The organism is Dyella lipolytica (assembly GCF_030160075.1).
Taxonomy (GTDB): domain Bacteria; phylum Pseudomonadota; class Gammaproteobacteria; order Xanthomonadales; family Rhodanobacteraceae; genus Dyella_B; species Dyella_B lipolytica.
This window is the reverse complement of sequence record NZ_BSNQ01000003.1, coordinates 1,470,689-1,483,218: the sequence shown is the minus strand read 5'-3', so window position 1 is coordinate 1,483,218 and position 12,530 is coordinate 1,470,689. Positions and strand designations below refer to the sequence as shown.

Below are 12,530 nucleotides of genomic sequence, written 5' to 3'. Positions count from 1 at the left end.
CAAGGAATATGCCGATACGGGGGGCTTAAATGTTTATTTCTGCATTGCGCGCGTGGGGCGTGCCATTTTGTGGCGTGCTCCTTTTGGCTGGTTGTGCTGCACAAATACGAAATCCGATGTTGGGCGACAAACCATGGCCCAAGGACGAGCAAGGTAAATATGCCGAAGGAGCGACAACGGTCCTTGTTTCACTCAACTACCATGGCGTCGCCACGGACGCTTGCGTCGAACAGAGCAGCGGCAATGCTGACCTTGACCAGGAAGCCATCCGCCGTGCCGGGCATTACGTTTACTCGCCGAATCGGATAGAGGGATGGCCCATCTCGTCCTCTGTGCGTTATCCCGTCGAGTTTTCGTTGACACCAAAGCCAGTGAGTACGGCTAAGCCAACGTTTAGCAATAAGCCACCTGGATGCACATTGAAGCCTTTACCCGGTGTGCCGGATGACGAGGTGGCGGCCCAGCAGGTGCGTGTGTTTGTCATTGCTCCCGATACTGACGGCCATCTACCGAGCGGTAATGAAACACCTGCGTGGCCACGTGATAGCCAAGGAGATCTGGCGCAGGAAGATCAGCGTGGTGCGGTGCTGATCGATACGGATGGAAAGGTCCTCGAAGCGGCAGTGATACGCGCAGGCGAATTTGCCGCTTTCGATATCGCTGCATTTCGCAAGTTGCACTCGCTGAGCTTTTCGGCGGGCGAGCCGACGCATTGGGAGTTCGTGGATATCCATTTCCGCGCGCCCGGTGGCGGCGCGATCAGTACAAAGCCAGGCATGGGGGCTTGGAAACCTGCGCCACCTATGCCCCCGGGAGGCATACGTATTGCTCGAGTACCAGGGAAGACTTTAGTTAGCGGGGCACCTTGGCCGCGCAATAGTGATGGATATTACCTGCAAGCCACCGTACTGGTTCATGCCTTCGTCAATACGGACGGCAAAGTAGCACGTGCTGTCATGCTGCGAAGCTCGGGACTGGCGGTTTTCGATAAAGACGCCGTGCTGGCGGTGAATGCGAAGCTGCAGGCGGCAAGCGACCAGGCGCATTGGCAGGATATACGGGTCGAGTTCTGGCCCTCGCCCTATCCGTTATCGCCCGAAGCATTGACGCCTGCGGTGAGATATTAGTGGTTGCTTTTGAAAGTCCGGTGGTATTGAAGGAATGCGAACGTCTCGGGCCATTTGGTGTATGACGCACATGGTGTTTGGCTCATCAATCGTGAAACAGGAGTTTCCATGCACAAGATCGAACGTTTCAGAACCAGCAATCTGCGGTGGTCGTTTTGCCTGTGCAACGCAGCTGCCGTTATTGCCGTGGGTATCATCAGTTCAGTGTCTCCGGCGGTGGTGTCCGCACAGGGGACAACCGCTACCATTTTCGGGCAAGCCCCTTTCGGGGAAGTCGTGACGGTGAGCAGTGCGACCGGTTTACATCGGCACCAAACCGTGAATAAAACGGGCAAATATAAGATCGGCCCGCTACCTCAAGGTGATTACACCGTGACGCTGGAAAGCGGCGGGCAGGCTGTCAAAACGCAATCGGGTATTACGCTGCTCGTAGGACAAAACGCGAAAATCGATTTCGCTTGCCCGAACGACCATTGTGCTGCGCCCGAGAATCAATAAATTTGCGCCTGTCGCAAGTGTTGATGTCAAGCTCGTCGTCGTCGCAGTGCTACTCGCCTGCGACGACGACTGGTAACGGCAGTGTCCGCTTTCGATCCATAGCGGACGTCTCGATCGAAGCAGTGACTTCGATCGATAGAAGTATTTAGTGCAACGCTATGCGGGGGCATAGCGTAGGGGTTTCAATCAAGGGGGAAAGCGATGACTGTTCAAAGGGTACTGCTGGTCTTGCTGTTTGTTGCCGCGCTGGCGGGCTGCGCAAGTGATCCGCAGATGAAAGACACAGCCTTATTAGCGCCCGGGCAGGGCGTCATGGTTGCTCGCTTGGCGATTCCGTACCTTGCACAAAGCGGGCATCTCAAGACGACCATTTCAGTGGCCAGCCTCAATGACGGTTCCGACGCAGGCACTCCCATTGAATTGCATACGGCTGAGACTTTTCTCGTAGTCCCGCTTCCTGCAGGTACATACCGGTGGAAGGACTTTCACATAGGGTCCTATAACGATCCATTGGGGGGCGGGCCCATGCATTTCGATATCGTCGCGGGGAAAATCAATTATGTGGGCGATATAACCGTGGTAATGGCGATGGATCCTAGCTACCAGCCTGGACCGGTCTCTCAGGTGGGAAAGCCAAGGTATAACGTTAATTTCCGTATTTACGACTATCGCCGGGTCTTTTTGCCGAAGATTGCGGCGGCCTACCCTCAATTGTGGGGCAGCTATCCAGTGGTTGTGAGTCTGACTACACCTCCGGATTTCAGGCTCTATCGCAACCAATAAAAAGACGTTCGTTTATTCCATCGGTGGTGAATGTCTGCTTCCGACCCGAAGCAGGCCTCAGGCAGCATCAATCGATGGCTGCCTTCGCGCCGGATTGTTAGCCGCAAATAAATAGGCCGGGTAAAGTTTCAAGAGTTCAGTGGTTTAGGGGACCGCGTTCAGCAACTGCGCGCAGATGTACAACGGGACGTCCACGTCCGTCTATTAGGTAGTTAGGCGATCCAAATGAAGAATCTCATCATTACGCTATTACTCCTCTTGGCCAGTTGCCCCGCCTGGGCAGATTCGTCAACGGTTGTGGAGCTACCTAGCCAATATAGCGCTGCACAAGTGAAATCACTCCTACTCTCAATTGATCTTCCCCAGCTTGCTCGGGAAGCCGACAAGTCCGTTCCTGGAATGCTCAAAGACAAGGTCGGGTTCTACTTCGTGCCGCTCGCTTTTCACAGTTTTTTTGGCCCGCCGGATCACATGGCTATCAGAGTGGATGTACGTGCGCCGCCAGGCTGGGGAAAGGAATCGGAATTGAAGGCCTTTCTCGCAAACTACCTAGTGAAGAGATTTCCCGGTTCCAAGAACACAGCAACCATTCTCATTCCATCGTAGGCGTCGTAAGAAATAATCATAGTTGTCGGGCACAGGTGCGGCCAAAGGTGAGCAGCGAGCTATAAGGCTGTGCCTAAGCAGCCCCTAACACGGCCTCGATTGGATCGGGTGTGCATCCAAAGCCGTCTGAAGCAGGCACGTCTCTGAGTTCGCCGTCCTTACACCGCAAATCTAAACGCCGCGCCGTCGCGAACGACGTGGCCGGCGGTGGGGGCAGGGTAGTGGGTGCCGATGACGAGGATGGTTTGGTCGGCCCATTCGGCGAAGAGGCGAGAGCGGGTGAGCTCAGCGGCCTTCGGGTCGTTGTCGCCGAACATCCAGTCGGGGTGCGCCATCTGGCAGGGATGGTGGGTCATGTCGCCGGTGATTACTGCGCGCTCACCGTCGGATTCGATCATCACGCTGACGTGGCCCGGCGTGTGGCCGATGGAAGGTGTAAGCCGGATCTCCGGCGAGATCAGATGGTCCAGCTCCACCAGCTGGACGAGGCCGGCGTCGAAGATCGGCTTGACGCTATCGCCGAGCATCGTCTGCTGCTCTTCGTCATCATAGGTGCACCAGAAGTCGTACTCGTGCCGACCAAGGAGGTAGCGCGCCTTCGGGAAGGTCGGCACCCACTTGCCGTTCTCGAGCATCGTGTTCCAGCCGACGTGGTCGACGTGCAGGTGCGTGCATACCACGGTGTCGACTCCGTCGCGCGACCAGCCCGCCTCGCCAAGATGCTGCAGGAACGGCGTCGCCAACGGCTGGCCGCCGGTGATCTCGCGCGGCCGGTCGTTCCCGATACAGGTGTCGACGACCAGCTTCAGCCCCGGCGCCTCGACCAGCAGCGCGTGGATGCTGAGCTTCAGGATGCTGTCGTCCTCGCTGACGAAGTGCGGATAGAGCCACGGCGACTTGCGCAGCTCTGCGGATGTGGCCTGCGGTACGCACTTGGCCGGCACCGGCAAGTCCATCTCAACGATGCGGGTGATCTTCACCCGGCCTACTTGCCAGCTCAGCATGGCGCTCACGCCTCTTCGCTCAAGGTTCGACTCGACCGGAGTTTAGGCGCCTGCGGCTCAGGTTTCCATCCGAGGCGTCGCCGTCGCTGAGCTAACTGCGCAGGAGCCTGCACCTCATCGTCTCAACCATGAGAGAACGCGTCGCACCCATGCGCCTGCTTGGCCCGGGTTCCATACGAAGGTTGCCACGCTTTGCGGCGGCATCGTGTATTCGAAACGGGTCTGGCCTTCCGCCACCGAGACGCGGCGCGCATCCGCATTGCTGTTCACCATCACTAGAACGATCGATCCGTCGGAAGCACTCTGGAATGCCACATTGTCGATGCCTTTGTCGGTAGCGGTGGATTCCACCCGGACGTCGCCGGGCAAGACGAATCTACTGAAGTGCGCTAGTGCGTAGTATTCGTCATTGCGAGTCACTGCTCCCGTGTGCGAGTCGATCGTGATCACACCCTTGCAAGCGTCGCACCCGCCGAAATGCGGACCGTGTTTCTCATCGAGCACCAGGTTCCAGTACACGACGCCGCGAGCCCACTGCCTGATTCCGGCGATCAGCAGGTCGCGTGAAAACCAGAGCAGCTCGCCGTTTACGCTCGACGCCCAATCGCCCCCGGAACACTCGGTGATGTAGGCATCCTTTTGGGGATACGCACGATGTACACGGCCCTGCGCATAAGGGCTGCCTTCGTAGCAATGCCAGGCAACGCCATCGACATAGCGCGCAACATCGGGGCCGGCCAGCACACTCAATGGCTGCTCGGGCTGGCTCCAGTTGTGGTCCCATTCCAGGATGCCTGTTTTTGGTTTGCGGCTTGCCAGCTTCGGGCCGAGATATTGCGCGATGATGCGCGCCCGCGTGGCCGCAGGCATTTCCATGCCCGGGTAGGTGATCGGTATGAAGCCGGGCTCGTTTTGCAAGGTCAACGCGAAGATGGGAATGCCATAGCCGCGATAAATGTCGAGATACTTGACGAGATAGTCCGCGTACGTAGTTTCGTACTGCGCCAGCAACTCTCCGCCAATTAGGTTTGTGCTGGTCTTCATCCACGCCGGCGCGCTCCATGGCGACGCGATGATGCGCAGCCCCGGATCGATGGAAAGAACCTCGCGCACTGTCGGTATCACGTCCTGCAAATTGGACGTGACGTTGAAATGCAGCAGTTGCGGGTCGACCTGGCCGAAGGGAATGTCATCCAGGGTATACGGCTTCAACGAGAAATCCGAGGCGCCGATGGTCAGGCGCATCATGTTCAAGTTGAGGTTGGGCGATGGGCCATACAGTTCGTGCAACAAGGCACCGCGCTGCAGCGCATTTAGTTTGTTCTGGAGCAGCCACGCGGACGAGTCCGTCATCGCCGCCCCGAAACCGACCATGGTTTGGTATTTCTTGCGAACATCGATGACCACATCGGTGGGCAACGAGCCGCGCGCGCTCATCTCAATGTCGGGCTGCCTTATCAGCTTCAGCCGGCGATCCGCCGTGCTCAGCCACAGCTCGACGATAGGCACGATCGGCCGCGCCGAAGGGTTAACTTTGGGCCCTACCGTGGGATGCTCGAAACGCAGTGCATAAAGGGCAGCCAGCGTGAGCAGGGTGATCAAAGCGATGAAGACGGTGGCTGCCCGGCTGGAACCCGACTTGCGCTCATCCATGGCGTGCAGAATGCCCATCGCTCATGTTGCAGTTCACTTGGATCACGAAGCTCCCGGGCTTCCGCATCAAAACAGGGGACGGGTCGACTTTTGAAACAGGGTCGGGTTCATTTCCTTCAAACCCGGGAGTGAACGCGACGCCGTTCCTGGAGCATAGCGAACCTGGGCCGTTTTGACTGTGACGGGGCATCGAATGGTTGCGGTACCCCCCCTTGCCCTGGGTGATCGCTGATCTTGGCATCGAGATCTGTGCACTGAATCCGTTGGGGTACTCGAAATCAGCACGAGTCCCTGTTTCTCCGCCCCAATACAACTCTATAGTGGCTCCAGGTAGACCAAGGAGGCCGCTTATGACCGCACCTATCGCCACCGCTACCCCGCCCTCGGACGAAGACAAAGCCCGTGCTCGGCACTTCCGTGATTTCATCGTGGATATGCTGGACCCTCTTTTGATCGAGGGGCGTCTGCATGATGGGATGGCGGCCCGGGAGTCGGTCGAGGCGCTGATTGCACTGCATCGTGATGGGACGCTGGCCGGTCATCGCTGGGACGAGCACCATCCGTTTTTGGTTGTCCACCCGGGTCTGAAAATCTGGCAAACCAACAACCTTGCATGTGCTCGCGCATTTGGCGAGGAGTTCGCCGATGTCGATAAATGGTCCCCCGATGCGCACCACTACTTGTTCGTGGGCCGAGACAGACTCGCCCTGGTGGGTTTGGAGGCTCGCTGCAAGGATCTGCGGCAGCGTCTCGCCTTGTGATCGTTTAACATCGCCTCGGAAGTAGTCAGGGGTTGGGGGCATGGCTTCTACAGGGGATCACATTGCATTCGATCGTGTGCTGATCGTCGAAGACGATGAGCCTACGCAGCGACGCCTCGTTAAACTGTTGCTTGAACTGGTCGGTTCGACTGACTGCGTTACGGTTGCAGATAGCGTCGCTGGCGCCAAAACCGCCGTCTCGGCATCCGAGCCTCGTCTCGCGCTCATCGATATTGGACTTCCCGATGGCAATGGACTCGAACTGATCAGCTGGGTCGCGAAGCAGCATCCCGACACGAGCACCGTGGCCATCTCGGCGTGGGGGCACGAAGAAGTAGTGTTAGCGGCACTTCGATCCGGCGCTGTCGGGTATCTGATGAAAGAGCGGGACGATGCCGAGCTTCGCTCCGCATTGCAAAGCATTCGTCGCGGCGGGGCATTGATCGATCCGCTCATCGCGCGCCGCATCCTCGCGTTCATTTCGCTCGCGTCGACGGAACCACTCACGCCGCCGCTTACTTCTGCCGAATCGTCATCCAAGAACGACACCGCGCTGTCGGAGCGTGAGTCGGAAATTCTGCAATTCGTGGCACGTGGATTCAGCAATCGCGAGATCGCCCATCTTACCGGGCTCTCGCGCTTCACTATCGAAGGCTATACGAAGAGCATCTATCGCAAACTGGCAGTGAGCTCGCGTACTGCCGCGGTATTCGAAGCCAAGGCCATGGGGTTGCTGTAAGCATGCGTATGGTTTTCGTTCTGTTGCTCGCCTGCATGATGCTGGTCTCTACGGACGCCGCCGGGCAGACACTATCAACATCCAATGCAACCATTGAACTGAAGTCCGCCGAGGCGGCGCCCGCCGACTGGCACTCTGAGGCGCCACCGGTCGATGGTTGGACGCCCGTCAAGCTGATGGATTTGTGGGATGCGCGCTGGCCGCAACACGACGGCGTAGTGTGGTATCGGCTGCACTGGAATCAGACCAGCGCCGATCAGCCGGCGGGCTTGCTCGTCGATTACGTCAATTCGGCGTATGCCGTCTACGTCAACGGCAGTCTGATTTACAGCGACACCCATCTAACCGAACCGCTTTCACGCAGCTGGATCCGGCCGCAATACTTTTTGCTCGACAAGCCGCTGCTTCGCCCGGGACAAAACACGTTGCTGGTGCGTGTATCGGGGTTGGCCGCTTACCAGCCGGGATTCGGCACCGTGACGATTGGAAATCCTGCTTCGGTGCTGGCACAGCAACGCCGTGGCGAGTTCTGGCGCTACAACGTGCAGTTGTTCGATCAATCCGTCGGCCTGGTATTCGGCGGGCTGTTCTTTATCCTTTGGCTGTTGCGGCGCAAGGATGCCTACTATGGCTGGTACGCGCTGTGCACCGTGTTCTGGTCGCTGTACTCGTTCAATTTTGTCGCCTCCAGCCCGTGGCCATTCGACAACACCGATGTCTGGGAGGCCCTCAACGCGGCGTTCTATGTCATATCGACGGTAACGTTCGCGATATTTCTGCTCCGCTACGCGGGCTACCAATGGCGACGTACCGAGCGAATCATGCTGATGTTTTGCATGGCACTATTTGTGTTTGCGCTGCTATGTCCCCAGTGGACAGGGCGCTATCGCACTGTGCCCATTGTCTTCGGTTGCAGCACGTATTACGCGTCCATCTTCTGGTTCATGGGTTATGCGCTAAGGCATCCGCGCGCGGACTACTACGCGCTGGCCGGCAGCCTGTTGATTCCCTTGGTCGTATCCGCGCATGACATGCTGCTGTTTTTAAGCGTCATTCACAGCGACAACTATCTGCTGGCAGTCACTTCGCCGCTTACGATCATCGGCATGGGTTCCGCGCTCGCCTATCGTTTCGCGGTGGCCATGCGACGGGCGGAAAACTTCAACGTGGAACTGCAGCGCGAAGTGAACGCTGCCACGCATCAATTGACGGAAACGCTCAAGCGTGAGCACGACCTGGCCTTGAACAACGCCCGCATCGGAGAGCGCCTCAATCTCGTTCGCGACCTGCACGACGGCTTCGGCGGCAGCCTGCTCGCAGCCATTTCCACGCTGGAAGATCCGCGCCGTCAGCCCGGGCCTGCACAAGTCGTCACTACCCTGAAAGAGTTGCGGGACGATCTGCGTCTGATCATCGACACGACGACGCATGAGCGCGACACCGATCTGACCGGACTCATCGCGCCGTTGCGGCATCGCTGGAGTCAACGCTTTGAAGCGATCGCCATCGACAGCCAATGGACGGTGGACGGAGTGGAAGACCTAAGCCTGGGTGCCATGCGCGTGCTGGAGTTGCTGCGCTTTCTGCAGGAAGCCTTGACCAACGTGCTCAAGCACAGCAGCGCATCGCAGGTGCATGTGTGCATTCGGCGCGAGGGCGAACATCTGAGCGTTGACGTGCACGATGACGGCAGCGGTTTCGATCCAGGCAATCTGACTTCGCCGGGCGCAGGACTGCCGAGCCTGCGCGTTCGTGCTGGCCGACTCGGAGCCACCTTGCAGATAACGTCATCGCCGGGGGAGGGCACGCGCCTGAGCTTCGACGCGCCGCTCTCCCCGCTGGTCTAGAACTGCTTCTTTACGCCGAGCTGTATGCTCTGGTCGTGCGCATGCGGCATCAGCATGTATTCGTATTCGGTGGTGATCAGCAGATGGTTCCATAGCTGCAGGTCGCCACCGAAAGCCGCCTGCACGCTGGTGCCGCTCGCCGAATACGGATTCGTCAGCACATTCCAGGAACCTGCCGACGGCACGAACGCATAGCTCAGCGTCGTGTCGCTGGTTCCCTGGAAATCGTGACCAACTTCCAGACGTACATGCGGTATGAGCAGCGCATCGCGCCATGGAATCTTGCCGCTTGCACGGACACCCGCTATCGCCTGCGACGTGCGTATCGTTTGCATGCCATAGGTCAGTGCGTCGGCGGCATCGCCGCTTTCCGAATAGCTGTTGAGCGAAGACAGCGACCAGGCCAGTCGGCCATACGGCGACATCGTCCATGCACCAGTCTGGTATTCGTAGCCCGCCGTAAGCGACGCAAACCACTGGTTGCCGTTGCGATGACCTAGGAGATCGGTGCCGCTGTCCGCTGCAAAGCGGTTGCTGTCGAAACTCAGGCCACCGCCACCCAGAACACCGTCGACGTACACATGCGCAGCCGGTTGATAGCTGCCATAGATAGCGGCGCTGTAGCCTTGCGCCACGCTGCGCGTGCCGTCGTTGCCGATGTCGCTGTTGTCGTGGTTGTAGCCGACACTGATGCCGATCAGTGCGTGCTGACCGATGCGTTGATCAACGCCCGTGTTCACCGCGATGTTGTCCGAATCGAAGCCTGCCGCTTGCCGATACGCATCGAATGCACCGAAGTTGGCCGTGCCGTTGATCCATAAGCCCAGGCCTGAAGAAGCTTCCGCGTTGGTCGTGCGTGTATCGCCTTGACGCATCGTGCCTGTCGGAGCCGGCGTGCCATCGCTGCTTTCGCCAGCACCGATACCAGGGCGCATGTCGGCGAATGACGATGCGCTGCCAGGCGCCGATGCGCGCGTGCTATTCGCGATCGCACCGGCAGTTCCTTGCAGCGGTTTGCCATCCAGACTGATGGACAGGTTGTTGCTGAAACGCGCCGTTCCGTTTCCATCGTGCAAACTGTCCAGGCGGCTTTGAATGTTGCCGAGCTGGTTCTGCGCGAAGCGTTCGGCCTGCATCGCCTGTGCTTCGACCAGACCAAGCACATCCGGATTCCGTGATGGATCGGGCTGGTTGCTCACCAGCACCAGCACGTCCTCCATCTGCGAATGTCCGTTGGATGCGATCATTACCGTGGTGATCTGTACCAGCCCGTGGAACGTCGTGGTAGGCGTGAATGTCAGCGTGGCGGGCTGGCTCATTGTTACGCTGCCGGCACTGGCGGGCGACAACCCCAACAACGCCGACGACACGTAAGTGCCCGGTGCCACACGGGCCAGATTCACCGATACAGGAGTGCCCGACTGCGTCGTGACGGTTTGGCTCAAGCCGGCGGTGCTGCCTGCTGCGGTGACCGTCACGGTAATGGTGCCAGGCGTCGATGCACCAAAGTGATTGCTCAGCTGATAGCTGAAAGTGTCCGTGCCCACGAAGCCGGCGGCGGGTGTATAGACAATCTGCTCGCCGCTGGCGGTGGCGGTTCCGTGCGCCGGCTGCGTCGCCACATTGACACCGGTGAGGGGTTGCGTGCCGGTGGCCTCGGCAGCCGCATCGATAAGCACGGATGCACCTTTCGTGGTGGCCACGGAGAGTGCTGCCGCGGCCGGTGTGCTCAGCGGCGTCACGGTGATCGTGATCGTTGCGGGCGCCGAATTCCCGCCCGGATTCGTGGCTGCATAAGTAAACGTATCGGTACCGCCATAGAACGTTGCGGATGGCATGTACGTGATCGTTTCGCCCGACACACTCACCGTGCCATGACTTGGGTTGCTGGCGACGGTGACGCCGGTGACGTCTGTTCCCGAAATGGCACTCGCCAGATTGATGCTTGTTGCCGTGTCATACGGCGTCGTGACCGATTTGGCGGTCACCGTGGGCGCCGCCACCACACCCACCGTCACGGTAACCGTCGCAGGCAAAGAGGTTCCGCCCGGATTCGTCGCCGTATAAGCAAAGGTATCGCTGCCGCCGTAGAACGTCGCGGAAGGTGTGTAAGTCACCGTTTCGCCCGACACGCTTACCGTGCCATGACTCGGATTTCCGGTGATGTTGACAGCGGTGATGTCCAATCCCGAAATGGAACTCGCCAGGTTGATACTGGCGGCCGTGTTGTAGGGGATCGTCGCCGATGCGGCGTTGACGGTAGGTGCGTTTACCGTGCCCACCGTTACCGTAACCGTTGCTGGCGAGGAGGTTCCGCCTGGATTGGTCGCGGTATAGGTGAAGCTGTCTGTGCCGCCATAGAACGTCGCGGATGGCGTGTAGGTGATCGTTTCACCCGACACACTCACCGTGCCATGGCTTGGATTGCTGGCAATCGCGACACCGGTGATATCCAATCCCGCCACCGCACTCGCCAGGTTGATGTTCGTCGCCGCGTTATACGGCGTCGTTGCCGATACGCCAGTCACCGTGGGAATCGGAGGTGGATTGACGGTAATCGTTACCGTGGCGGGCGTCGACGTGCCGGCAGCATTGCTGGCCGTGTAGGTAAAGCTGTCCGATCCCACGTAGTTGGCAGCCGGCGAATACGTCATCGACGTGCCGTTGGCTTTCACCGTGCCGTGCGAGGGTGCGCTTGTCACGGCTACTGATGTGGGATTACCGCTGACGTTCAAGGAAACAGCATTGTTGCTGCTGTCGAACGCTACGCTCGTGCTTGAGGCGTTGGCAGTGGGCGCGGCAAACGTGAACGACCCGCCGGTGTAGGTACCCGCATCGGTGACTACGGTGATTGTCACCGTGCCCGAACCGTTAGGCACCGTTGCATTGATGATCGGAGTGGCGCCATAGCTGACGGTGAACGCGGCGGCCGGCGTGGCACCAAAAAGTACCTGCGAAGCACCCCAGAAACCGGAACCGGAAATGACGACGGAACTGCCGGCAGTTGCCGAAGACGGGCTGACACCCGATATCGTGGCGCCGGCGGATGTGCAGGTAATGCTGTACGTAGCCGGGCTGCCAAGGTTGTTCGTGAGGTTATCGGCTCCCGCCCCCGAATTATTCTCGCTGCCGGAGACGGTATTGCCGTTGGCCATCATTTGCAGGAAGGAGCCACCGTAGAAAATCTGGCCCGACGTGGTCAACGTTACTAAGTCACCTTGATTGACCTGCTGGCTGTTGGTCAGTAGTTGGACGTATCCGTATCCGGGTATGGTGCCGGATAGCCCATTGAGCGCCTGGCATCCCGGTGAAGCCTGGGCCAAGCCGGACAAGCCCAACATGCCCAACAGTGCAAGCCAACTTAGCCCACGCCAAACTCGCCGCGTCCCGATACCGCACATGGCGCTCATGCCCCTGTTCCCGCATTTCAAGGACTGTGATTGTGTTCGCGATAAATCAGGCAGGCACCCCCGGTTTCGGGGGTATGCGACGATGGCATGCGCATAGTACGC

10 protein-coding genes are annotated in these 12,530 nt (G+C 59.0%); 7 read left to right on the top strand and 3 right to left on the bottom strand.

Annotation, left to right across the window (positions count from 1 at the left end):
• Window positions 1–29 precede the first annotated feature (29 nt).
• From QQL64_RS07940 to QQL64_RS07925, 4 genes are all read left to right on the top strand, one after another.
• Window positions 30–1,127 carry an energy transducer TonB family protein gene (locus QQL64_RS07940; protein WP_284397936.1) on the top strand — a complete coding sequence of 366 codons (1,098 nt, stop codon included), beginning with the start codon at window positions 30–32 and terminating at the stop codon, window positions 1,125–1,127.
• 108 nt (window positions 1,128–1,235) lie between these two features.
• On the top strand, window positions 1,236–1,625 hold the full coding sequence (locus tag QQL64_RS07935) for a carboxypeptidase-like regulatory domain-containing protein (RefSeq protein ID WP_284397933.1): 390 nt from the start codon (window positions 1,236–1,238) through the stop codon (window positions 1,623–1,625).
• A gap of 201 nt (window positions 1,626–1,826) precedes the next feature.
• The gene (locus QQL64_RS07930) at window positions 1,827–2,408 is read left to right on the top strand and encodes a hypothetical protein (RefSeq protein ID WP_284397930.1); all 582 of its coding nucleotides are present in this window, start codon (window positions 1,827–1,829) and stop codon (window positions 2,406–2,408) included.
• Between the two features lie 225 nt (window positions 2,409–2,633).
• Window positions 2,634–3,014 (top strand): hypothetical protein, encoded by a 381-nt coding sequence (locus tag QQL64_RS07925; protein WP_284397928.1) that lies wholly within the window; start codon window positions 2,634–2,636, stop codon window positions 3,012–3,014.
• A gap of 158 nt (window positions 3,015–3,172) precedes the next feature.
• On the opposite strand, the gene QQL64_RS07920 is transcribed toward QQL64_RS07925, so the two are convergent.
• Complete coding sequence (locus tag QQL64_RS07920; protein ID WP_284399699.1) at window positions 3,173–4,018, bottom strand: MBL fold metallo-hydrolase; 846 nt, start codon at window positions 4,016–4,018, stop codon at window positions 3,173–3,175.
• A 114-nt stretch (window positions 4,019–4,132) separates the two neighbouring features.
• Entirely contained in the window at window positions 4,133–5,689 is a 1,557-nt protein-coding gene (locus tag QQL64_RS07915) for a glycoside hydrolase family 30 protein (protein WP_284397926.1), read from the bottom strand.
• Between the two features lie 332 nt (window positions 5,690–6,021).
• Between QQL64_RS07915 and QQL64_RS07910 the strand changes: the two genes are divergently transcribed.
• The 3 genes from QQL64_RS07910 to QQL64_RS07900 are packed head-to-tail and all read left to right on the top strand — an operon-like array spanning window position 6,022 to window position 9,018.
• Window positions 6,022–6,432 (top strand): hypothetical protein, encoded by a 411-nt coding sequence (locus QQL64_RS07910; protein WP_284397923.1) that lies wholly within the window; start codon window positions 6,022–6,024, stop codon window positions 6,430–6,432.
• Window positions 6,433–6,472: 40 nt separating this feature from the next.
• Window positions 6,473–7,171, top strand: coding sequence for a response regulator transcription factor (locus QQL64_RS07905; RefSeq protein WP_284397920.1), 699 nt, complete (start codon window positions 6,473–6,475; stop codon window positions 7,169–7,171).
• 2 nt (window positions 7,172–7,173) lie between these two features.
• The gene (locus QQL64_RS07900; RefSeq protein WP_284397917.1) at window positions 7,174–9,018 is read left to right on the top strand and encodes a sensor histidine kinase; all 1,845 of its coding nucleotides are present in this window, start codon (window positions 7,174–7,176) and stop codon (window positions 9,016–9,018) included.
• On the opposite strand, the gene QQL64_RS07895 is transcribed toward QQL64_RS07900, so the two are convergent.
• Entirely contained in the window at window positions 9,015–12,428 is a 3,414-nt protein-coding gene (locus tag QQL64_RS07895) for an Ig-like domain-containing protein (RefSeq protein WP_284397914.1), read from the bottom strand. The genes QQL64_RS07900 and QQL64_RS07895 overlap by 4 nt on opposite strands.
• Window positions 12,429–12,530: the final 102 nt, after the last annotated feature.

Bases quoted from the DNA above. Each gene is read 5' to 3' on its own strand.
- QQL64_RS07930 (WP_284397930.1), top strand. From the start codon at position 1,827: ATGACTGTTCAAAGGGTACTGCTGGTCTTGCTGTTTGTTGCCGCGCTG.
- QQL64_RS07915 (WP_284397926.1), bottom strand. From the start codon at position 5,689: ATGGGCATTCTGCACGCCATGGATGAGCGCAAGTCGGGTTCCAGCCGG.
- QQL64_RS07900 (WP_284397917.1), top strand. From the start codon at position 7,174: ATGCGTATGGTTTTCGTTCTGTTGCTCGCCTGCATGATGCTGGTCTCT.
- QQL64_RS07910 (WP_284397923.1), top strand. From the start codon at position 6,022: ATGACCGCACCTATCGCCACCGCTACCCCGCCCTCGGACGAAGACAAA.
- QQL64_RS07940 (WP_284397936.1), top strand. From the start codon at position 30: ATGTTTATTTCTGCATTGCGCGCGTGGGGCGTGCCATTTTGTGGCGTG.
- QQL64_RS07905 (WP_284397920.1), top strand. From the start codon at position 6,473: ATGGCTTCTACAGGGGATCACATTGCATTCGATCGTGTGCTGATCGTC.
- QQL64_RS07925 (WP_284397928.1), top strand. From the start codon at position 2,634: ATGAAGAATCTCATCATTACGCTATTACTCCTCTTGGCCAGTTGCCCC.
- QQL64_RS07935 (WP_284397933.1), top strand. From the start codon at position 1,236: ATGCACAAGATCGAACGTTTCAGAACCAGCAATCTGCGGTGGTCGTTT.
- QQL64_RS07895 (WP_284397914.1), bottom strand. From the start codon at position 12,428: ATGAGCGCCATGTGCGGTATCGGGACGCGGCGAGTTTGGCGTGGGCTA.
- QQL64_RS07920 (WP_284399699.1), bottom strand. From the start codon at position 4,018: ATGCTGAGCTGGCAAGTAGGCCGGGTGAAGATCACCCGCATCGTTGAG.